Source organism: Stenotrophomonas sp. YJH_SMC_8, assembly GCF_059371315.1.
The window spans coordinates 206,587-227,623 of the sequence record NZ_JCAFUL010000009.1; the positions used below are offsets into that span (position 1 = coordinate 206,587).

The 21,037-nt window shown below is 66.7% G+C and carries 20 protein-coding genes; 16 read left to right on the forward strand and 4 right to left on the reverse strand.

The window, feature by feature from the left end; all coding sequences use genetic code 11:
- Positions 1-20: 20 nt before the first annotated feature.
- Together AC5P88_RS13515 and AC5P88_RS13520 are read left to right on the forward strand one after the other, a co-directional pair.
- Positions 21-2,123 carry a sensor histidine kinase gene (locus AC5P88_RS13515; RefSeq protein ID WP_106548573.1) on the forward strand — a complete coding sequence of 701 codons (2,103 nt, stop codon included), beginning with the start codon at positions 21-23 and terminating at the stop codon, positions 2,121-2,123.
- Between the two features lie 4 nt (positions 2,124-2,127).
- Positions 2,128-3,900, forward strand: coding sequence for an EAL domain-containing protein (locus AC5P88_RS13520; RefSeq protein WP_106548574.1), 1,773 nt, complete (start codon positions 2,128-2,130; stop codon positions 3,898-3,900).
- 366 nt (positions 3,901-4,266) lie between these two features.
- Here AC5P88_RS13520 and AC5P88_RS13525 read toward each other — a convergent pair whose 3' ends face one another.
- From AC5P88_RS13525 to flgA, 4 genes are all read right to left on the reverse strand, one after another.
- The gene (locus tag AC5P88_RS13525) at positions 4,267-5,487 is read right to left on the reverse strand and encodes an ATP-binding protein (protein WP_286075809.1); all 1,221 of its coding nucleotides are present in this window, start codon (positions 5,485-5,487) and stop codon (positions 4,267-4,269) included.
- Between the two features lie 91 nt (positions 5,488-5,578).
- A complete protein-coding gene (locus tag AC5P88_RS13530; protein WP_006366325.1) occupies positions 5,579-5,917 on the reverse strand; it encodes a flagellar protein FlgN in 339 nt (112 codons plus the stop codon).
- A complete protein-coding gene (gene flgM, locus AC5P88_RS13535) occupies positions 5,914-6,219 on the reverse strand; it encodes a flagellar biosynthesis anti-sigma factor FlgM (protein WP_049432154.1) in 306 nt (101 codons plus the stop codon). Before flgM ends, AC5P88_RS13530 begins: the two co-directional genes overlap by 4 nt.
- A 75-nt stretch (positions 6,220-6,294) precedes the next feature.
- Positions 6,295-6,951 carry a flagellar basal body P-ring formation chaperone FlgA gene (gene flgA / locus AC5P88_RS13540; RefSeq protein ID WP_106549952.1) on the reverse strand — a complete coding sequence of 219 codons (657 nt, stop codon included), beginning with the start codon at positions 6,949-6,951 and terminating at the stop codon, positions 6,295-6,297.
- Between the two features lie 326 nt (positions 6,952-7,277).
- Here flgA and AC5P88_RS13545 point away from each other — a divergent pair, with 326 nt between their 5' ends.
- From AC5P88_RS13545 to AC5P88_RS13610, 14 genes are all read left to right on the forward strand, one after another.
- The gene (locus tag AC5P88_RS13545; RefSeq protein WP_106549951.1) at positions 7,278-8,222 is read left to right on the forward strand and encodes a chemotaxis protein; all 945 of its coding nucleotides are present in this window, start codon (positions 7,278-7,280) and stop codon (positions 8,220-8,222) included.
- A 149-nt stretch (positions 8,223-8,371) separates the two neighbouring features.
- Positions 8,372-8,767, forward strand: coding sequence for a flagellar basal body rod protein FlgB (flgB, locus tag AC5P88_RS13550; RefSeq protein WP_005409576.1), 396 nt, complete (start codon positions 8,372-8,374; stop codon positions 8,765-8,767).
- Positions 8,768-8,770: 3 nt separating this feature from the next.
- Entirely contained in the window at positions 8,771-9,178 is a 408-nt protein-coding gene (gene flgC, locus AC5P88_RS13555) for a flagellar basal body rod protein FlgC (protein ID WP_033835497.1), read from the forward strand.
- 23 nt (positions 9,179-9,201) lie between these two features.
- On the forward strand, positions 9,202-9,885 hold the full coding sequence (locus AC5P88_RS13560; protein WP_495225289.1) for a flagellar hook assembly protein FlgD: 684 nt from the start codon (positions 9,202-9,204) through the stop codon (positions 9,883-9,885).
- Positions 9,886-9,917: 32 nt separating this feature from the next.
- Positions 9,918-11,141, forward strand: coding sequence for a flagellar hook protein FlgE (gene flgE / locus AC5P88_RS13565; RefSeq protein WP_106549949.1), 1,224 nt, complete (start codon positions 9,918-9,920; stop codon positions 11,139-11,141).
- A 32-nt stretch (positions 11,142-11,173) separates the two neighbouring features.
- Positions 11,174-11,923 carry a flagellar basal body rod protein FlgF gene (locus AC5P88_RS13570; protein ID WP_495225290.1) on the forward strand — a complete coding sequence of 250 codons (750 nt, stop codon included), beginning with the start codon at positions 11,174-11,176 and terminating at the stop codon, positions 11,921-11,923.
- A gap of 102 nt (positions 11,924-12,025) precedes the next feature.
- Complete coding sequence (gene flgG / locus AC5P88_RS13575; RefSeq protein ID WP_005409571.1) at positions 12,026-12,811, forward strand: flagellar basal-body rod protein FlgG; 786 nt, start codon at positions 12,026-12,028, stop codon at positions 12,809-12,811.
- 22 nt (positions 12,812-12,833) lie between these two features.
- Complete coding sequence (gene flgH / locus AC5P88_RS13580) at positions 12,834-13,526, forward strand: flagellar basal body L-ring protein FlgH (protein WP_106549947.1); 693 nt, start codon at positions 12,834-12,836, stop codon at positions 13,524-13,526.
- A gap of 167 nt (positions 13,527-13,693) precedes the next feature.
- Positions 13,694-14,755, forward strand: a complete 1,062-nt coding sequence (locus tag AC5P88_RS13585) for a flagellar basal body P-ring protein FlgI (RefSeq protein ID WP_258394030.1) — start codon at positions 13,694-13,696, stop codon at positions 14,753-14,755.
- 1 nt (position 14,756) lies between these two features.
- A complete protein-coding gene (flgJ, locus tag AC5P88_RS13590; protein WP_495225291.1) occupies positions 14,757-15,956 on the forward strand; it encodes a flagellar assembly peptidoglycan hydrolase FlgJ in 1,200 nt (399 codons plus the stop codon).
- Between the two features lie 8 nt (positions 15,957-15,964).
- Positions 15,965-17,845, forward strand: coding sequence for a flagellar hook-associated protein FlgK (gene flgK, locus AC5P88_RS13595; RefSeq protein ID WP_049432138.1), 1,881 nt, complete (start codon positions 15,965-15,967; stop codon positions 17,843-17,845).
- Positions 17,842-19,044 carry a flagellar hook-associated protein FlgL gene (gene flgL, locus AC5P88_RS13600; protein WP_049432134.1) on the forward strand — a complete coding sequence of 401 codons (1,203 nt, stop codon included), beginning with the start codon at positions 17,842-17,844 and terminating at the stop codon, positions 19,042-19,044. Before flgK ends, flgL begins: the two co-directional genes overlap by 4 nt.
- Positions 19,045-19,462: 418 nt before the next feature.
- The gene (locus tag AC5P88_RS13605; protein ID WP_005413267.1) at positions 19,463-20,683 is read left to right on the forward strand and encodes a flagellin; all 1,221 of its coding nucleotides are present in this window, start codon (positions 19,463-19,465) and stop codon (positions 20,681-20,683) included.
- Between the two features lie 72 nt (positions 20,684-20,755).
- Positions 20,756-21,037: flagellin N-terminal helical domain-containing protein (locus tag AC5P88_RS13610; RefSeq protein WP_478055151.1), on the forward strand; the 282-nt coding region annotated here is incomplete at its 3' end.

Here is a 21,037-nt window from a genome sequence, read left to right on the forward strand (position 1 = left end):
CCCTTTCATCCAGCCCGTCCATGCCTGCAGAACCGACCGGCATCGCCCCTGTTCCCGACCCGCGGATGGCGCAGGCGCTGAGCCGCGACCGGCGGCGGGTCGTGCTGAGCTACCTGGTGATGGCATTGGCCTGGATGATCGCCTCCGACAGTGCCGTGCAGGCGCTGGTGCCGGATCCGCAGCAGGCGGCGATGTGGCAGAGCGTGAAGGGCTCGTTCTTCGCACTGGCCAGTGCCGGCCTGCTGTACCTGCTGCTGCGGCCGCTGGCCGAGCATGTGCTGCACACCCATGCGCGCCAGCAGGCGTCGGAGCTGCGCCTGCGGCAGATGTTCGAGGGCAACCCCGGCCCGATCCTGGTCTACGACCTGGATACGCTGGCGATCCTCGACGCGAATCCGGCGGCCTGCAGCGCATTCGGCTGGGAGCGTGATGAACTGCTGGAGCAGACCATCGACTCGCTGTGGCCACCCGGCCAGGACCAGGCGCTGCAGACCAAGCTGGAGGCGATCCGCGAGGCACCCGAGGAGCTGTGCATCCTGCGGACCCAGCTGCAGCTGCGCGACGGCTCGCTGCGGCAGATGGAACTGCGCTCCAACGCCATCAGCTATGACGGCCACAATGCCCGGTTGCTGATCGCCATCGACCGCACCGCGGAAGACCTGGCCCAGCTGCGCCGCGACCAGGCGCTGGCCCGGGTCGAGGAAGCGCACGAGCTGGCGCGCATCGGCGCCTGGGAGCTGGATCCATCCACCGGCATGGGCCGCTACTCCAACCAGGTCTACCGCCTGCTTGGCCGCCGGCCTCCGGAAGCCCGCCGCTGGCACCGCTTCGACGAGCTCCTGGTCCCCGCCGACCCCGCCACCGCCACGCAGACCGAACAGCTGCTGGCCGACCTCTGCTCGGGTGATCCGGTGCAGGTGGACGTACTGCTGCCCCTGCTGTCGATGGACGGCCGCGCCCTGATGGTGCACCTGCGTGCCGCCAGTGGTGTCGATGAGTCCGGCCGCAGCCGCGTACTGGGTACCCTGCAGGACGTGACCGAACGGGAGCAATCGCGACGCCTGCTGCGCGAGCGTGAAGAACAGTTCCGTGAGCTGGTGCGGGTGCTGCCCGATGGCGTGGTGATCCTCTCCGACGAGCACGTGCTGTACACCAACGCCTGGGCGGCCAGCCTGTTCGGTTATGGCAGCCACACCCTGCTGGGTGAGCCACTGTCGGCGCTGGTCGCTGCCGGTGACTTGGCCCGCGTCCGCAGCCAGCTGCGCGCCGGGCAGCCACACCTGGGCCCCGGCCACAGCAGCGTGGTGGCCATGCAGCGCGCAGACGGGCGCAGCTTCCATGCCGGCCTGGCGGTGGGCGAGGTGCGCTACGGCGGCCGCGACTGCAAGCTGCTGATCGTGCGTGACCTGAGCGATTCCGAACGGACGCGCAGTGCACTGGAAACCAGCAACCGCGAACTGCAGGCGATGGCCGGCCGGCTGTTCTCGCTGCAGGAGGATGAACGCCGCGCGATCTCGCGCGACCTGCATGACGACATCGGCCAGGCGATCACTGCGATCAAGTTGTCCGCCTATGCGGCGCAGGACGAGCATGATCCACAGCGCCGCGGCGAGGACCTGGCACAGATCGTCAGCCTGGCCGACACCACGGTGGCCAAGCTGCGCGACATCTCCACCCTGCTGCGCCCGCCGCAGCTGGACGCGCTGGGCCTGGAAGCGGCCCTCAGCTGGCAGGCGCGGGTGCTGTTCCGTTCTTCGCCGGTGGAACTGCTGGCCGAGATCGAGCCCCTGCCGCACCGTCCCGACAACAGCATCGAACAGGCCTGCTTCCGCATCGCGCAGGAGAGCCTGACCAACGTGCTGCGGCACGCGCGCGCCAGCCAGGTACAACTGCAGCTGCGCGACGTCGGCAAGCGGGGACTGCACCTGCAGATCCGCGACGACGGCGAGGGTTTCGACCCGGACGGTCCGCGCGGCCTGGGCCTGATCGTGATGCGCGAGCGCGCGCAGAGTGTCGGCGGCCATGTGCGGATCGAGTCCGCACACGGCGAGGGCACCCTGATCGACGTCCACCTCCCCTACCAGGCGGCCAGCATGGCTGCCGTCGATTCACCGGAATACTGAGCCTATGTGGAATCCCAACCAGCCCCCGGTCAGCATCGACGATGCACCCGACCGCCTCGGTGCCGGCAACCCCGAGCTGCAGGCGATGGTCGCCGAGGCGGCCTCCGGCGGCACCGCGCTGATGCTGATGCACGTGGACATCGACCACTTCGCTTCGGTCAACGAAAACATGAGCGCCGAGGTAGGTGACCAGGCGCTGGTGCTGGTAGCGCAGCGGTTGCAGTCCTACCTGCGAGGCCGCGGCAAACTGTGGCGGCATGGCAGCGACGAGTTCCTGATCGCGGTGCCGCGCACCGCCGACGTGCCGCTGCCGGAGGACTTCGCCGAGGAAATCCGGCAACAGATGGAGTTGCCCCTGTCGGTGCTGCCATACACGCTGTTCATGACCGGCAAGCTGGGCGTGAGCCTGTGCCCGGACCACGCCAGCAGTACCTCCCGCCTGCTCGACCACGCCGAGGATGCGCTCTACCAGGCTGCCCGCGAAGGCGGCAACGCGGTGCGCATCCACGCAGTGGATACCCCGCCGAGCGCGCACAGCGAGAGCATCATCGCGCGCCAGATCGTCGACGCGATCCCCAATGGCGAGCTGAAGCTTCGCTACCAGCCGCTGGTCAGTGCCCGCGACGGCCACGTGGTGGGCATGGAGGCGCTGTTGCGCTGGCAGTCCCCTACCCTGGGCATGCTGGTGCCGGAGCGCTTCATGCGGACCGCCGAGCGGCTGGGCATCATCGTGCAGATCGGCACCTGGGTGCTGGAGGGCGCGCTGAAGCAGGCCCGCCTGTGGCGCGACCAGGGCTTCGACGACTTCACCATTGCCGTGAACGTCTCCACCCTGCAGCTGCTGCGGCCGAACTTCTTCGCTGAAGTCATGGGCCTGATCCAGGCCGCGGGCGTGCCGGCACAGATGTTGACGCTGGAGATCAACGAAAGCGCGCTGACCAACAACGTCAACTTCGTGCACGAGACGCTGGCCAACCTGCGCAACGAAGGCATCAGCCTGAGCCTGGACAACTTCGGCACCGGCGATTCCAGCCTGAGTGCGCTGGTGCGCTATCCGGTGGACAAGCTGAAGATCGACCGCAGCTTCATCAAGAGTGCGCCCGCCGGCAACCGTGAGGCCGCCATCGCCCGCGCGATCATCGCCATGGGCCACCAGCTGGGCATGACCGTGATCGCCAACGGCGTGGAATCGCAAGCCCAGCTGGGCTTCCTGCGGCGCAACGACTGCGACGTGTTCCAGGGCTACCTGTTTGGCGAGCCGATGTCGGCCGATGCCGCCGGCATGACCCTGCGCCGCCGCTACCTGCGCCCGGAAGCATTTGCCGAGACCCGCCCGGACCGCACGCTGCTGCTGCTCGACGACGAGGAGAACGTGCTGCGCTCGCTGGTACGCCTGTTCCGTCGCGATGGCTACCGCATCCTGGCCGCCGGCAACGTGCGCGATGCATTCGACCTGCTGGCGATCAACGATGTGCAGGTGATCCTGTCCGACCAGCGCATGAGCGACATGAGCGGCACCGAGTTCCTGGGCCGGGTGAAGATGCTGTACCCGGACACGATCCGCCTGGTGCTGTCCGGTTATACCGATCTGAACACGGTGACCGACGCGATCAACCGTGGTGCGATCTACCGCTTCCTGACCAAGCCGTGGAACGACGATGAGCTGCGCAAGCACATCCACCAGGCGTTCCGCACCTACGAAGAACAGCGGCGCAGCAATGCCGGGCCGGCGCCGGTGGAAACCGGGGATGCCGGCGAGGACCGGCCGCTGCGGTGAGGGCCTGCAGGGAAATGCGGATCATGGATAGAGTCGACTGTCAGTCGACTGCTCTTCGCGGAGTCTCGAAAAAACCGCGCTGCGCGCGAGTCGACTGACAGTCGACTCTACCCGTCTGTCGGCGCGATACGATCCGGACCCGTGCGCCATTGCCCTCAGCGCGGCTGCTTCAAACGACGATGGCCGGACGCCGCAGTGAGGGCCGGCAGGGAAAATGCGGATCGGGGGTAGAGTCGACTTTCAGTCGACTGCTCTTCGCGGAGTCTCGAAAAAAAAACCGCGCTGCGCGCGAGTCGACTGACAGTCGACTCTACCAGTCTGTCGGCGCATCGGCGCGATACGACCGGGTCCCCTGCGCCATCGTCCTCAGCGCGGCTGCTTCACCGGCAGTACCACGCGGAAGCGCGAACCGACGCCCGGGGTACTGTCCAGGTCGATGCGGCCGTGGTGCTTGTTGATGATGCTGTAGGAGATCGACAGGCCCAGGCCGGTGCCGCTGCCAACGGGCTTGGTGGTGAAGAAGGGATCGAAGATGCGCTGGCGCAGTTCCGGCGAGATGCCGCCGCCGGTGTCCTCGAATTCGACCCACACCTGGTCACCATCGACACCGGTACGCACGGTGATCGTGCCGCGCTCGGCGATGGCGTGGCCGGCATTGAGCAGCAGGTTCATGTAGACCTGGTTCAACTCCGACGGCAGGCACTCCACCAGCGGCAGCTGGCCGAACTCGCGGTGCAGGGTGACCTTGTACTTGAGCTCGTTCCAGATGATGTTGATGGTCGATTCCAGGCCTGCATGCAGGTCGACCAGCTTCCACGATTCGTCGCGGCCGGAATACGAGAAGTCCTTCAGGTCACGCACGATGCGGGTGACCCGCTCGATGCCTTCGCGCGATTCAGCCATCAGCTGCGGGAGGTCACGGCTGATGAAATCGATGTCCAGGCGGTCACGGATATCGTCGATTTCCGGAATCAACGCCTTCGGGTCCGGCGCGCGCAAGGCGCGTTCGTAGGCTTCAATCACCGTGAACAGGCTGCGCAGGTATTCCTGCAGGCTGCCCAGGTTGGAGTGCACGTAGCCGATCGGGTTGTTGATCTCGTGCGCGACACCCGCCGCGAGCTGGCCGATGGAGGCCATCTTTTCCGACTGCAGCAACTTCTCCTGGGTACCGTTGAGGCGCAGGTAGGCCTGGCGCAGCTCGGCATGGCGCTGCTGCAGCTCGCGTTCGTAGTCTTCCTGTCCTTCGATATGGCGGAACAACGCCAGGAAGTGCCCCTGGCCCACCGGGCCGTGGTGGTAAAGGTGGGCGATGACCACACCCTCTCCCAGCGGCAGGCTGCCGTTCCAGTGACCATGCTGCCGCGCCTGCTCCAGCGCATCGGGCGGCAGCAGTTCACGCAGCCGCTGCGGCGGCGGCAATGCACCGTCCTCGCCGCCGGCCAGCAGGTTCTGCGCGGCCGGATTGGCCAGCGCCACCTGCCCGTCTTCAGTGAACAGCAGCAGCCCTTCGCGCAGGCGCTCAAGCAGGGCCTGCAGCACCGGCTGCGGCGGAAGGGGGGCGGTAACCAGGGCGTTGGCAGCGGACACGGCGACTCGGGGCATTCGAACAGGCGCCCAATATACGCGGTCACGCAGCGGGCTTCAGCCCGCGGGGGTGGGTAGTGCGACCGCCGTCGCGTCAGGCGACGGCGAGTGGGCGGCGGGCAGTGACCGTATGTGACTGGCCCTTGGCGTCATAGGCCGAAGCGTCTTCGGTACGGCCCAACTGGCGCAGTGCCCAGTTGACCTCGCGCCGGCGCCGCGAAAGCAGCACGCCGTTGGCGCGGTTGCGCTCGGCCAGTTCCTGCAGCTGTTCGCCCTCGCCGACCGGCGGTGCGCCTTCCAGCGCCCGCAGCGCCTCCAGCTTGGCGCCGGTGGCACGGATCAGGGCGTGCACGTCGTGCTCGACCAGGGCCTGGCGCTCAACGTCCAAGGCCTGGGCGAGACGCTGCAGCGGCTCGCTCATCGCTGCGGTCATCCCTGCAGCTGCTGGTCCAGATCGAGCATGCGCGATGCGATCGCGTCCGGATTGATCTTGTAGGTGCCGTTCTGCAGCGACTCGCGCACGGCGGCCACACGCTGGGCGTCGATCGCCGGGGCGGTGGTCAGCTCACGCTCGATGGCCTGCAGATTGGTGGCCTCGCCGGTCAGGCGCAGGCTGTCGGCTGCCTCGACCGGGCGCGCCGGCGCATCGCTGCTGACGCCGGGCTTGCTGGCCGGGGTCGTCACGCTGCGCAGTGCCTGGGGGACCTGCAGGTTGCCGTCGATTTTCTGGCTCATGGGGTGTCCTGGAGTTGCCGTTCACAAGGGATAACGGCCTCGGGGCCGCGATCTTTAGGGATATTTTGCGGTAAATCAACGCGCCACGATTACGTCACCTGCGGCATCGACCGTGCCCTGCACGATCCGCCGCGAGGACAGGTTCTCCACCGAGACCCGTTCATTCTCACCGGCATCGCCCATCGCACGGCCAGCAATTCGGACCTCGACCGAGCCGCGACGCGATACCAGGGCCACATTGTCTCCTCGCTTGATGAGACGCTGCACCACCAGATCGTTGTTCGACAGCAGGGCCCCGGCCTGCAGTGGACGCCGGGCGATGCGACCGATCGCCGCGTTGGGATCGGCCAGCACCGCACCGGCAATCCGGGCAGCATCACGCTGGGCAGTCGTGATATCGGCGGCGGTGAGGGTTTCTCCAGTGCCGATTCCACGGTTGAGCACCAGCACGGTCTGGTTGCGCCGCACCTTCACCGGTACGAACAGGCGCCAGCCGCCCGCATCCGGGCAACTGACCTCCACGGTGGTGTTGGCAGTGGGCTGCACCTGCAGCGCGCCGCCACACTTCGGCAGGCGCAGCGCATCGGCCACCTGGGCCTCACCCTCGCTGCCCGCCGGCAAGGTCGTCAGCGCTGCGGCGCGGATGCTGGCTACGGGCTGCCAGTCGGAGGCAGCCGCCCACGGCGAGGCCAGGGCAAGTGCAATGGCCAATAGAGATGTGACCCGGCGCATGGCGCCTCCTGTCGATGGGACCTGGCCCAGCTGCGTGCAAGGGGCGTGCCAGACACCGGGTCTCGGGATGGCGATGTGTAGAGTCGACTGTTAGTCGACTTTCGCGTCAGCCGACTTGCGCGCGAAGCGCGGGGTTTCCGGCGATCGGATCCAAGAGCAGTCGTCCAGAAGAGCAGTCGACTAACAGTCGACTCTACAAATGGGGTGTAGAACACGAAATGCGGTGTAGAGCACGGAATGGGGTGCAGAGTCGCACAAAGCGATGTGGAGCACGCGGGCGACAGAGCACCCTCAAGTTCCGCCACAGTGGCGCCGATACAGCAGCCATGTCCCATGACCTGCTCAACCGGATCGACCAGCGGACCCGTCTGGCCGGCCACAACCGCCTGGCGCTGCTGCTGTTCCGTCTCGGCGGACGTCAGCTTTTTGGCGTCAATGTCTTCAAGGTGCAGGAAGTCCTGCGGCGCCCGGAGCTGTTCCAGGTGCCCGGGCTGCCCAGCCAGTTCTCCGGCGTGGCCGACGTGCGCGGCCGCTCGGTGCCGGTGCTGGACCTCGGCCTGGCCATCGGCCATCCCGAGCGCGAGCCGGAGGCGGACACCTCGCCCGGCTACCTGGTCGTGACCGAGTTCAACCGCTCGATCCAGGGCTTCCTGGTCAGCGGTGTGGAGCGCATCGTCAACATCGCGGTGGAAGACATCCACCCGCCGCCGGAGCTGGGCGCCGAATCGAGCTACCTGACCGCCGTGACCCGCTTCCAGGGCGAGCTGATCCAGGTCATCGATGTCGAAAGCGTGCTGGCCGACATTGCCCAGGTGCGCGGCGAGGCGGTGCTCGACCCGGCGATGGCGATGCCCTCGGACGGCCCGCAGCTGCAGGTGCTGGTGGTGGATGACTCGCGCGTGGCCCGGCAGCAGATCCGCAGCGTGCTCGACCAGCTGGGCGTGGGTGCCACCCTGCTCTCCGACGGCAAGCAGGCGCTGGACCACCTGCTGCAGATCCACGCCTCGGGCGAGAACCCGGCCGAACGCTACGCCATGGTCATCTCGGACATCGAGATGCCGGCCATGGACGGCTATACGCTGACGACGGAAATCCGGCGCCATCCGGGCCTGGCCGGCCTGTATGTGCTGCTGCACACCTCGCTGTCGGGCGTATTCAACAATGCGATGGTCGAGCGCGTGGGCGCCAACGCCTTCGTCGCCAAGTACTCGCCGCACGAGCTGGCCGACTTCGTGCTGGACCGCCTGCGCAAGGTCGCGATGGCGGCGTAAGGCCGCCCCGGGGTCGGATCCCCGCAGGGGCTCTGACCCCGCGCCCTTCGCCTGCCCCATGGGGTCAGAGCCCCTGCGGGGATCTGACCCCTCCTTCGTTTGGCACACCCCTTGCAGCTTCCCGGGCAACGTTCCCGTGGGAGTGCACCGTGCGCAACCTGATTACCGACTACCTGGGCGTCCATGCCCAGGCCATGCCGTTGCGCGAACAGCGGATGAAGCTGATCGCCAGCAACCTCGGCAATGCCGACACTCCCGGCTACAAGGCCCAGGACCTGGACTTCGATGCCGCCCTGCGCCATGCCCAGGGGCAGGATGCCAATGGCCTGATGGCCACCACCCATGAGCAGCACTACGAAATCAGTAGTGGCCTGAACCCGTTCCAGATCGCGCGCGAAGGCGTGCAGCCCAGCCTGGACGGCAACACCGTCGATCCCGATGCCGAGCGTGCGGCCTATGGCCGTGCCGCGCTCGAGTACCGCGCTTCGCTCAGCTTCGTCGAGAGCAAGGTGCGTTCCATGTTGACCGCGATCACGGGGCAATAAGCCATGAGCAACCTGCCGATCTTCGATATCGCCGGCTCCGCGCTGCAGGCGCAGTCGGTGCGCATGAGCACCATCGCCTCCAACCTCTCCAACGCCGACACCGTCGCCGGCTCCGCCGACGCCGTGTACAAGCCGCTGGAGCCGATCTTCCAGGCCGTCACCAGCAAGAACGATCCGAACATCACCTCGGTGAAGGTGAAGGAGATCACCCAGAGCGATGCGGCGCCGATCAAACGCTATGAGCCCGGCCATCCGCTGGCCGACGCCGACGGCTACATCTACCAGCCCGACGTCGATCCGGTGGCGCAGATGGTCAACCTGATCTCGACCTCGCGCAATTACCAGGCCGGCGTGGAGATGCTGACCACCGCCAAGGAACTGGCCCTGGCCACCCTGACCATGGGCCGCTGAGGCCCGCAGTACCGGATACCGCCATGACCACCGCCGTCAACAACCAGACCAGCCAGGACGTCTACACCGCACTCGGTCTGAACGCCCCGAACAGCAACGCCACCAAGAAGAAGAACACGCTGGACCAGGCCGATTTCCTGCGCCTGATGACCGAACAGCTGCAGCACCAGGATCCGCTGAAGCCGATGGACAACACGCAGATGGTCGCGCAGATGGCGCAGATGTCCACCGTGCAGGGCATCACCGATCTGAACAAGACGGTGAAGGGTTTCCAGGAATCGATGGCCAGCGACCAGGTGCTGCGCGGTGCGGCGCTGGTTGGCCACCAGGTGCTGGTGCCGTCGGAAAAGCTGGTACTGGAAAAGGAAGGCAACGTTGAAGGCACGGTGGCCGCGCCTTCTGCCGGCATCATCACCGTCGACATCACCGATGCCACCGGCGCCAAGGTCACCTCGCTGAGCGTGGAAGCCAAGGCCGCCGGCGAGACCGCGTTCCAGTGGGACGGCAAGGATGCCAACGGCAAGCGCATGGAGCCGGGCAAGTACTCCATCGTCGCCAACCACGTCGACACCGCCGGCAAGAGCACCAAGTTGTCCACCTACGTGCAGGCGCCGGTGGAAAGCGTGACCGTCGGTTCCGACGGCCTGTACCTGAACCTCAAGGGCCTGGGCACGGCCCCGATCGACTACGTGCTCCGCGTCAGCTGAGCCGCACACCCCGTACTTACCAGGAGCATCCCATGGGCTTCAATGTCTCGCTGTCCGGCATCAATGCCGCCAATTCCGACCTGAGCGTCACTGCCAACAACGTCGCCAACGTCAACACCACCGGCTTCAAGGAATCGCGCGCCGAATTCGCCGACCTGTTCTCGGCCACCGGTTACGGGCTGTCGAAGAACGCCGTGGGTTCGGGCGTCCGCGTCTCCAACGTTGCCCAGCAGTTCAAGCAGGGCCACAACGAACAGACCGGCCGCAGCCTGGACATGGCCATTTCCGGTGAGGGCTTCTTCACCATGAACATGAACGGCACCCGCGTGTACTCGCGCGCCGGCAACTTCCAGACCGATGCATCGGGCTACGTGGTCAACCCGCAGGGCGCGCGCCTGCAGGTGTTCGCGCCGAATGCCGACGGCACCAACTTCGATGCCGGCCGCATGGTCGACCTGCAGCTGCTGACCACTGACAGCCCGCCGAAGCAGACCAGCGAAGTGAAGGTCGGCTTCACCCTGCCGGCCAACGCCAAGCAGCCGACCGTCACCACCTTCGACCCGACCGACTCCAACAGCTACAACCACTCCAGCGGCGGCATCACCGTGTACGACTCGCTGGGCGTGAGCCATATCCAGGTCTCGTATTTCGTGAAGGGTGCCAACCCGAACGAGTGGACCGTACGCAATTACGTGGACGGCCAGCCGGCCGGCGCACCGACCCCGGTCACCTTCGACAACAGTGGCAAGCTGGTCGCACCGGCCAGTGGCAAGGTCAGCCTCGGCACGTTCACCCCGACCACGGGCGCTGGCGTGCTGAACATGACGCTGGACATCAACGGCTCGACCCAGTACGGCGAGAAGTTCGCGCTGCGCAACACCCAGCAGGACGGCTATGCCGCCGGCAAGCTCAATGAGATCACCGTGTCGGAAACCGGCGTGGTCTACGCCCGCTATTCCAATGGCGCCGACAAGCCGCTGGGCCAGGTCGCGCTGACCACCTTCAACAACCCGCAGGGCCTGGAATCGAAGGGCAACAACCTGTGGGTGGATACCTTCAGCTCGGGCACGCCGCGCACCGGCATGCCGGACACCTCCAACCTCGGCAAGATCCAGGCCGGTTCGCTGGAAGCATCCACCGTCGACCTCACCGAGCAGCTGGTCAACATGATCACCGCGCAGCGCAACTTCCAGGCCAACGCGCAGATGATCACCACCCAGGACCAGATCACCCAGACCGTCATCAACATCCGTTGATGAACTGCTGACCCCGTCTCGGAACTTCCCGCATGGATAAAGCCCTCTACGTGGCGATGACCGGTGCCCGCGCCTCCCTGCAGGCGCAGGGTACGCTCAGCCACAACCTCGCCAACTCGGACACCCCTGGCTTCAAGGAAGCGCTGGCCAACACCGAAGCCTTCCCGATCAAGGGCCAGGGCTTTGCCTCGCGGGTGGATGCACTGCACGTCGACGCCGGCTTCAACCGCCGGCCCGGCGCGCAGCACATCACCGGCAAGCCGCTGGACCTGGCGCTGCAGACCGGCACCTGGCTGGCCGTGCAGTCCACCGATGGCACCGAGGCGTACACGCGCGGCGCCGCACTGTCGGTCACGCCGAATGGCCAGCTGGTGACCTCCAGCGGCCGCCCGGTGCTGGATGACAACAACAACCCGATCGCCATTCCGCCCTACCAGGCGATGGAGATCGGTGCCGACGGCACGATCTCGATCATTCCGCAGGGCGAAGGCCCGCAGACGATGGCGCAGGTCGGACGGATCAAGGTGGTGCAGGCGCCGGACGAGCGCCTGGAGCGCGGCCTGGATGGCCTGTTCCGCAACACCGACCCACGCCAGCCGTTCGCGCCGGCACAGGGCACGGCGGTGCACAGCGGCCAGCTGGAAGGCAGCAACGTGGACGCCGCTGGCGCGCTGGTGCAGATGATCCAGCTGCAGCGCCAGTACGAAATGCAGGTGCAGGTGATCAAGCACGGCGACGACAACGCGCGCAGCGCCAACAGCCTGCTGCGCCTGGGCAGCTGACGGAATTCCGGCGCCGCTTGAATGCGGCGCTGGCACACCGCTTGCACACCCTTTGACAAGGGCCGCACCGCGCGGCCGGCTCCACCAGACAGGACACCGAAGATGAACCAGGCATTGTGGATCGCGAAAACCGGACTGGATGCGCAGCAGATGCGCATGTCGGTGGTTTCCAACAACCTCGCCAACACCAACACCACCGGCTTCAAGCAGGACCGTGCCAGCTTCGAGGACCTGCTGTACCAGCAGGTGCGCCAACCCGGCGGCTCCTCCTCGGCACAGACACAGCTGCCGACCGGCCTGCAGCTGGGTACCGGCGTGCGCGTGGTCGCCACCGCCAAGAACTTCGAACAGGGTGGCCAGCAGCAGACCGGCCGCGCACTGGACGTGATGGTCAACGGCCGCGGCTTCTTCGAAGTGCAGATGCCCGATGGCAGCTCGGCCTATACCCGTGATGGCTCGTTCAAGATCAACCAGGACAGCGAGCTGGTCACCAACAGCGGCTACCCGGTGCAGCCGGGCATCCAGATTCCCGAAGGCGCGCAGTCGGTGACCATCGGTACCGACGGCACCATCAGCGTGAAGATGGCCGACGGCGCCGCCTCGGTGGAAGTGGGCGCGCTGACCCTGACCGATTTCGTCAATCCGGCCGGCCTGCAGGCACGCGGTGAAAACCTGTTCCTGGAGACCACCGCATCGGGGCCGGCGCAGAACGGCAACCCCGGCCTCAACGGCCTGGGCACCGTGGTGCAGGGCGCGCTGGAGGGCAGCAACGTCAACGTGGTGGAAGAGCTGGTGTCGATGATCGAAACCCAGCGCGCCTACGAAATGAACGCCAAGGCGATTTCCACCACCGATTCGATGCTCGGCTACCTCAACAACAAGCTCTGACCGGCCAACCCGGGAAACCGCCATGTCGCCCATTTCCAACTTCGCCCGCACTGCCCTCGCCTGCGCCGTGGCTGCCCTGCTCGGTGGCTGCGTGATTGCCGGCGATGTGCGCCCCTATCCGGCAATGGCACCGATCCAGCCGATCATGCCACCGCAGGCCGAACCGACCGCCGGCGCGATCTATGCGGCCGGTCCGACCCTGCAGTTGTATTCGGACCGTCGCGCACGCGATGTCGGTGACCTGCTGACCATCACCCTGCTGGAAAACACCACCGCGCAGACCAGTGCCAACACGGCCACCAACAAGGAATCCAACCTGAGCCTGGGCACGCCCTCCATCCTCGGCGCGCCGGTTACGCTGGGCGGCAAGGACATCCTGAGCGCGACGGCCAAGGGCGCGCGTGACTTCACCGGCAAGGGCAACAGCGCACAGAGCAACCGCCTGCAGGGCAACGTGACCGTGACCGTGGTGCAGCGCCTGCCCAACGGCAACCTGGTAGTGCAGGGGCAGAAGAACCTGCGCCTGAACCAGGGCGACGAACTGGTGCAGGTACAGGGCATCGTGCGCCCCGGCGACATCAGCGCGGACAACACCGTGCCCTCCAGCCGCGTGGCTGAAGCGCGCATCGTCTACGGCGGCCGCGGCCCTGTCGCGCAGTCCAACGCGATGGGCTGGTTGAGCCGCTTCTTCAACTCCGGCCTGACGCCGTTCTGAGTATGGCCATGAAAGCTCTCTTCTCTTCTACGTGGCAGCGACGCAATGAATCATGCCCCGAGTCGGCGCGGCCGGTCCTGGGCGCGTGGCGACGCGTTCTTTCAACCGGCGCACGTCAGTCATGGAGCGCGGCGTCGCTCTACGGATCATTCTTCCTTCTACTGGCAATGGCTGCGCCTGCCAGCGCCGAACGCATCAAGGACCTGGCCCAGGTCGGTGGCGTGCGTGGCAATGCGCTGGTGGGCTACGGCCTGGTGGTGGGCCTGGACGGCAGCGGCGACCGCACCAGCCAGGCGCCCTTCACCGTGCAGAGCCTGAAGAACCTGCTCGGCGAGCTGGGCGTGAATGTTCCGCCGAACGTCAATCCGCAGCTGAAGAACGTGGCGGCGGTGGCGATCCACGCTGAACTGCCGCCGTTCGCCAAGCCGGGCCAGCCGATCGACATCACCGTGTCCTCGATTGGCAACGCGGTGTCGCTGCGCGGCGGTTCGCTGCTGATGGCCCCGCTGCGGGGCGCCGATGGCCAGATCTATGCCATCGCCCAGGGCAACCTGATCGTGGGTGGCTTCGGCGCGCAGGGCAAGGACGGTTCGCGCGTCTCGGTGAACGTGCCCAGCGTCGGCCGCATCCCCAATGGCGCCACCGTGGAGCGTGCCCTGCCCGACCCGCTGGCCAATGGCGGCGAGATCACCTTGAACCTGCACAACAACGACTTCACGACCGTCTCGCGCATGGTCGCGGCGCTCAACAACGCGTTCGGCGAAGGTGCGGCACGCGCGGTCGATGGCGTGACCGTGGCGGTCACCGCACCGACCGATCCGGGCGCACGCATCGGCCTGCTGGCGCGCATCGAGAATCTGGAGCTGACCCCGGGCAGCGCCCCGGCCAAGGTAGTGGTCAATTCGCGTACCGGCACCGTGGTCATCGGCCAGCAGGTGCGGGTCGGGCCTGCCGCGATCTCGCACGGTTCGCTGACCGTGACGATCCAGGAAAACACCAATGTCAGCCAGCCCAACGCGCTGTCCGGCGGCCGTACCGTAGCCAGCCCGCAGTCGACCATCACCGCCACCAATGACGGCAGCCGCATGTTCAAGTTCAGCGGCGGCACCACCCTGGACGAGATCGTGCACGCGGTGAACGCGGTAGGCGCGGCACCGGGCGATCTCATTGCGATCCTGGAAGCCCTGAAGCAGGCCGGCGCCCTGAGTGCCGAGCTCGAGGTGATCTGACATGCGCATCAATCCCGCATTCGATCTGCACCCGGCGCAACAGAACGATCCGGCCAAGATCGACAAGGTCGCGCGACAGCTGGAAGGCCAGTTCGCGCAGATGCTGGTCAAGAGCATGCGTGACGCCAGCTTCGGCGACTCGCTGTTCCCCGGCGAGAACAAGATGTTCCGCGACATGTACGACCAGAAGATCGCCGAGGCGATGACCCGCGGCAAGGGCCTGGGCCTGTCCGGCATGATCAGCCGGCAGCTGTCCGGCCAGGCCGCCGATGGCCCGGCGCTGGATACCCGCGTGGACCCGGCCAAAGCCAGTCGTGCCTATCAGCTCAATGCACCGGCCAAGCCCGCGCCGTCGCTGCCGCTGGAAGACGGCAGCCAGGCGGTGCGCCTGCTGCAGCGGATGGCGGCCGGCGCCCAGTCGGGCGCACACGCGGCGGTTGCGCCGATGGAACAGGCGCTGGACCTGATCGCAGGGCGCGAAAGCAGCAGCATGCACCGCTCGCTGGGCACCGAAGATCCGTACATCGGCAGCCTGCAGGGCGAGGACTGGGCCGCCAACAGCGATCAGTGGTCGGCCACCGCCAGCAACCGCGGCACGGCCATCAGCCCGGCCGATGCGATGGCTACCCGCACCGCCGTCGCCCAGCTGGGCGAGCACACCCCGGAAGGCTTCGTCGCCAGCATCTGGCAGCACGCGCAGCGTGCGGCCAAGGAGCTGGGCGTGGATGCCCGCGCCCTGGTCGCCCAGGCAGCGCTGGAGACCGGCTGGGGCAAGCGCCACATCAAGCATGCCGACGGCAGCACCTCGCACAACCTGTTCGGCATCAAGGCCAATGGCTGGAACGGCCAGCGCGCCGTGGCCGGCACCCACGAGTATGTCGATGGCGTGCGCCGCAACGAGACCGCCAGCTTCCGCGCCTACAGTTCGCCGGCCGAGAGCTTTGCCGACTACGTGCGCCTGCTGAAGACCAGCCCGCGCTACCAGCAGGCCCTGCAGGCCGGCACCGATGTACAGGGCTTCGCCAGTGGCCTGCAGCGCGCCGGCTATGCCACCGACCCGCGCTACGCGGCCAAGATCGCCGCGATCGCCGGCGGACCGACCATCGAGCGTGCCGTCAGCGCCGTGGCAGACGCCGGCTCGCGGCTTGGCCAGACCTTCGCCAGCACCGCAACCGCGGCGCTGGGTATCACCCGTCGTTGAGGAACCCCATGTCCAGCGTACTTTCCACCGGTACCGGTGCCCTGCTCGCCTTCCAGCGTGCGTTGGCGACCACCAGCCACAACGTGGCCAACCTCAATACCCCGGGCTACAGCCGGCAGAAGGTCAACTTCGCCACGGCTGATCCCCAGAACTACGGCTATGGCACGGTCGGCAACGGCACCCGCATCACCGACATCCGCCGCACCGCCGACCAGCTGGCGATCTCGCGCCTGCTCGACAGCAGCGGCGAGCTGGCGCGCCTGAAGCAGCTCTCCGGCATGGCCGACCGGGTCAATTCGCTGTTCTCCGACGCGGCAACCAACGTGTCCGGCGTCTGGTCGAAGTTCTTCGATTCGGTCAGCGGCCTGTCTTCCAATGCCGCCGGCACCGCCGACCGCCAGAACATGCTGGACGGTGGCAAGGCGCTGGCCAACCGCTTCGTGCAGCTCAACACGCACCTGAACAACCTCAACAGCGAGGTCAACAACGGCCTGCTGGCCGGCGCCACCGAGGTCAACCGGTTGGCGCAGGAGATCGCGCAGATCAACGGTGCGATCGGCACCAACATCGCTACCGCCGCACCGGACCTGCTCGATCGCCGCGACCAGCTGATCACCCAGCTGATCGGCTACACCGGTGGCACCGCAGTGATCCAGGACGGCGGCATCATGAATGTCTATACCGCCGGCGGGAACGCGCTGGTGGTGGGCACCACGGCAACCAAGGTCACCACCGTTGCCGACCCGTACCAGCCGGAGCGGCTGCAGCTGGCGCTGGAAACGCAGGGCAACACCATCCGGCTCGACCCGAAGGCGGTCGGTGGCCAGATCGGCGGCCTGCTTGAATTCCGCGACACCGTGCTGACGCCGGCCCAGGCCGAACTGGGCAAGCTGGCGGTAGGCCTGGCCGAGAGCTTCAACCAGGTGCATCACCAGGGCGTGGACCTGTATGGCCAGCTGGGGGGTGACTTCTTCAATATCGGCAACCCGCGCGTCACCGCCAACAATGCCAACACCGGTACCGCAAGCCTCAGCGCCGCTTACGGCGACCTCGGCAAGCTGGACGCGCAGAACGTGGTGCTGCAGTTCGATGGCACCAACTGGAAGGCCAGCCGTGCCGACACCGGCGCCAACGTTCCGCTGACCGGCACCGGCACGGCCGCCGATCCACTGGTGATCAACGGCGTCAAGCTGGTGGTCGGCGGTACCCCGGCAGCCAACGACCGCTTCCTGCTGCAGCCGACCGCAGGCGTGGCTGGCAGCATGGAAGTGGCGATCACCGACCCCTCGCGCATCGCCGCCGCGGCGGCGGTAAAGGGCGCGGCGGCGACGTCCAACACCGGCACCGGCAAGCTGAGCGGTGTCACCGTCAGCGATTCGACCAACGCCAACCTGCGCAATCCGGCCGCGATCGTGTTCACCTCGGCCACCACCTACACCATCGATGGTGGCCCGCCGCAGACCTACACGCCCGGCCAGACCATCAGCGCCAATGGCTGGAGCTTCGTGCTGGACGGCGCGCCGAAGGTCGGCGACACCTTCAACATCACCCCGACCCCGGCGGGCTCTTCGGACAACAGCAACGCCTCCAGGCTGTCCAAGGTGGAGAGCGCCAAGGCGTTCAACAGCGGCACGGTCACCCTCAACGGCGCCCTGGGCGGCCTGACCACCCAGGTCGGTGCAGCCGCCCGCTCGGCCGAGTATTCGCTGGAAGCACAGCTGGTGATCAACGACAAGGCGCAGGAAGCGCGCGATGAAGTGTCCGGCGTCAACCTGGACGAGGAAGCGGCCGACATGCTGCGCCTGCAGCAGGCCTACCAGGCCGCGTCGCAGCTGATCTCCACCGCCGACAGCATGTTCCAGACCATCCTGGGAGCCGTCCGTCGATGAGCAGCCGTATCTCCACCAGCATGATGTTCAACCAGTCCGTGTCGCTGATGATGGCCAAGCAGGCCAAGCTCAGCCACCTGGAGCAGCAGATCGCCACCGGCAGCAAGATCGTCAGCGCCAAGGACGATCCGGTCGCCGCCGGTGCGGCCGTGGGGCTTGACCGCAGCCTGGCCGCACTGGACCGGATGAAACTCAATGCCGGCAACGTGCAGAACCGGCTGGGCGTGCAGGAAAACACCCTGGCCCAGGTCAACGACCTGATGGCACGCGTCAACGACCTGACCATCCAGGCCAGCAATCCCGCTCTGGGCGCCGCCGACAAGAAAACGCTGATCACCGAATTGAACCAGATCCGCGAGGGCCTGCTGTCGCTGGCCAACGCCGACGACGGCACCGGCCGCTACGTGTTCGGCGGCACCAACGATGGCGATCCGCCGTTCGCCAAGATCAATGGCAAGGTGGTCTACCGTGGCGACCAGACCCAGCGCCAGATTGAAGTCGGCCCCGACACCTATGTGCGGGATGCCCTGCCGGGCAGTGAGATCTTCATGCGCATTCCTACCGGCGACGGCTTCGTCGATGGTGGCGCCGCGGCCGGCAATACCGGCAACGGCGTGCTGACCAACATCACCCGCGATGGCAGCGACAGCTGGAACGGCCAGTCCTTCAGCATCCGCTTCACCGCCGCCGACCAGTACCAGGTACTGGACGGCGCTGGCAACGTGACCGGCACCGGCACGTTCAAGGCCGGTGACAACGTGGAAGTCAACGGTGTACGCCTGCAGATCACCGGCGCACCTGCTGCCGGTGACAGCTTCAACGTGAAGCCGGCAACCAGCCGCGACATCTTCGACACCATGGACAAGCTGATTGCCGCGCTTGATGCCGACACCGGCACCACCGCGAAGATGAGCGCGCAGCAGAACGAACTGCAGAGCGCCCTGCGCGATGTGGCCCGTGCGTCGGAACGGATGATCGATTCGCGCGCGGCCGGCGGTGCGCAGCTGAAGGCACTGGACAATGCCGCCGACATGCGCGAAGCCAACAGCGTGACCCTGAAGACCACGCTGTCGCAGATGCGCGACCTGGACTACGCCGATGCGCTGAGCCAATACCAGCTGCAGAGCACCGCACTGCAGGCGGCACAGACGATCTTCTCGCAGATGCAGTCGATGTCGTTGTTCAACAAGATCCGCTGACGCTTCGCAAGCGTCACCCCCTGAAGGCCGCGATGCCCTGCATCGCGGCCTTTTTCGTTCCTGCGTGCCCGTTCCGTCGCGCTCGCCGGGCGTGGCCAGGCGCTACCGGAAAGGTGCTCCTGCGCATTTTGCGTGATTGCCCATCAAGCCCGGCCCTGCCCCGCCGATACCTTCATCAGCGCTGGTTGGGCATGCCCAACCGCCCCTTCCGGGGTCGCCTTCACGCCCGACCAGGGCTGAAAAACCCCGGAAAAACAGCCTCCGGCACCGGATTTCAGCTTCGACGGAATTCACGGCTAAAGGTTGTTGACAAAGCGCCGTTATTCATTTGGCAACAGCGAAGCACACAGCCACACAAAAAAACAGGCGGCGCTTCGTTTCATTCACCAACGGGTTCCATATAAGAGGAGACGACCCCATGGCACAGGTAATCAACACCAATACGATGTCGCTCAACGCTCAGCGCAACCTGAGCACCAGCGGCAGCTCGCTCGCTACCACCATCCAGCGCCTCTCGTCCGGCCTGCGCATCAACAGCGCGAAGGACGACGCCGCCGGCCTGGCCATCAGCGAGCGCTTCACCACCCAGATCCGCGGTCTGGACGTGGCCATCCGCAACGCCAACGACGGTATCTCGCTGGCCCAGGTCGCCGAGGGTTCGCTGAGCGAAGTCGGCAACAACCTGCAGCGCATCCGTGAACTGGCCGTGCAGTCCTCCAACGCCACCAACTCGGCCAGCGACCGCAAGGCCCTGCAGGCTGAAGTGACCCAGCTGGTCTCGGAAGTCGACCGCGTGGCCAAGCAGGCCGATTTCAACGGCACCAAGCTGCTGGACGGCTCCTTCACCAGCCAGCTGTTCCAGGTCGGCGCCAACGCCGGCCAGGCGATCGCCATCAACAGCGTGGTCAACGCCAAGGCCGATTCGCTGGGCGCGGCGACCTTCGCCAACGGCTACACCGGCACCAGCCTGGCCGCGGCCGACAAGGCCACCGCCGACACCACCTACTCCGGCCTGCAGATCTCGGTGACCCCGCCGGGCGGCACCGCCACCACGGTCACCATCAACGACTTCACCGTGAAGGCGGGTGAATCGATCACCTCGGCCACCTCTGCCGCGATCAACAACAAGCTGGGCGAAACCGGCGTCATGGCCTCGGTCAATGCCGGTGTGATCAGCCTGGCCTCGGTCAAGGACGGCCAGACCTTCACCTTGGGCGTCAGTGCCGCAACCCCGCCGGCCGGCGCCACCGCCGCGACCATCGCCGGCCTGGGCCTGACTGAAACCAGCACCAACGGCGGCCTGCTGACCGGCGCCACGGCCAACTTCGTCAAGGACCTGAACGTCACCACGGCCGAAGGCGCGCAGAAGGCGCTGTCGATCGTCGACAAGGCCCTCGAATCGGTCAACAGCGTGCGCGCCGACCTTGGCGCGATCCAGAACCGCTTCACCTCGGTGGTGGCCAACCTGCAGACCTCCTCGGAGAACCTGTCGGCCTCGCGCAGCCGCATCCGCGATACCGACTTCGCCAAGGAAACCGCCGAACTGACCCGCACCCAGATCCTGCAGCAGGCCGGTACGGCCATGCTGGCCCAGGCCAACCAGGTACCGCAGAACGTGCTCAGCCTGTTGCAGCGCTGACATGAGCCGCCCCCGGGGCACGTCGGGGGCGTCTAACCCAACTCACGTGCAACCGCTCAAGGACCTCTCCTCATGGCACAAGTCATCAACACCAATACGATGTCGTTGAATGCTCAGCGTAACCTGAGCACCAGCGGCAGCTCGCTGGCCACCACCATCCAGCGCCTGTCCTCCGGTTCGCGCATCAACAGCGCCAAGGACGACGCCGCCGGCCTGGCGATCTCCGAGCGCTTCGGCACGCAGATCCGCGGCACCGACGTCGCCATCCGCAATGCCAACGACGGTATCTCGCTGGCCCAGGTCGCCGAAGGCTCGCTGACCGAAATCGGCAACAACCTGCAGCGCGTCCGCGAG

Excerpts from the sequence above, each read along its gene's own strand:
- flgC (WP_033835497.1), top strand. The coding sequence starts at position 8,771 with ATGAGCAACCTGCCGATCTTCGATATCGCCGGCTCCGCGCTGCAGGCG.
- AC5P88_RS13545 (WP_106549951.1), top strand. The coding sequence starts at position 7,278 with ATGTCCCATGACCTGCTCAACCGGATCGACCAGCGGACCCGTCTGGCC.
- flgG (WP_005409571.1), top strand. The coding sequence starts at position 12,026 with ATGAACCAGGCATTGTGGATCGCGAAAACCGGACTGGATGCGCAGCAG.
- flgH (WP_106549947.1), top strand. The coding sequence starts at position 12,834 with ATGTCGCCCATTTCCAACTTCGCCCGCACTGCCCTCGCCTGCGCCGTG.
- flgA (WP_106549952.1), bottom strand. The coding sequence starts at position 6,951 with ATGCGCCGGGTCACATCTCTATTGGCCATTGCACTTGCCCTGGCCTCG.
- flgJ (WP_495225291.1), top strand. The coding sequence starts at position 14,757 with ATGCGCATCAATCCCGCATTCGATCTGCACCCGGCGCAACAGAACGAT.
- AC5P88_RS13560 (WP_495225289.1), top strand. The coding sequence starts at position 9,202 with ATGACCACCGCCGTCAACAACCAGACCAGCCAGGACGTCTACACCGCA.
- flgL (WP_049432134.1), top strand. The coding sequence starts at position 17,842 with ATGAGCAGCCGTATCTCCACCAGCATGATGTTCAACCAGTCCGTGTCG.
- AC5P88_RS13530 (WP_006366325.1), bottom strand. The coding sequence starts at position 5,917 with ATGACCGCAGCGATGAGCGAGCCGCTGCAGCGTCTCGCCCAGGCCTTG.
- flgM (WP_049432154.1), bottom strand. The coding sequence starts at position 6,219 with ATGAGCCAGAAAATCGACGGCAACCTGCAGGTCCCCCAGGCACTGCGC.
- AC5P88_RS13585 (WP_258394030.1), top strand. The coding sequence starts at position 13,694 with ATGGCTGCGCCTGCCAGCGCCGAACGCATCAAGGACCTGGCCCAGGTC.
- AC5P88_RS13605 (WP_005413267.1), top strand. The coding sequence starts at position 19,463 with ATGGCACAGGTAATCAACACCAATACGATGTCGCTCAACGCTCAGCGC.
- AC5P88_RS13520 (WP_106548574.1), top strand. The coding sequence starts at position 2,128 with ATGTGGAATCCCAACCAGCCCCCGGTCAGCATCGACGATGCACCCGAC.
- AC5P88_RS13570 (WP_495225290.1), top strand. The coding sequence starts at position 11,174 with ATGGATAAAGCCCTCTACGTGGCGATGACCGGTGCCCGCGCCTCCCTG.
- flgE (WP_106549949.1), top strand. The coding sequence starts at position 9,918 with ATGGGCTTCAATGTCTCGCTGTCCGGCATCAATGCCGCCAATTCCGAC.
- flgK (WP_049432138.1), top strand. The coding sequence starts at position 15,965 with ATGTCCAGCGTACTTTCCACCGGTACCGGTGCCCTGCTCGCCTTCCAG.
- AC5P88_RS13515 (WP_106548573.1), top strand. The coding sequence starts at position 21 with ATGCCTGCAGAACCGACCGGCATCGCCCCTGTTCCCGACCCGCGGATG.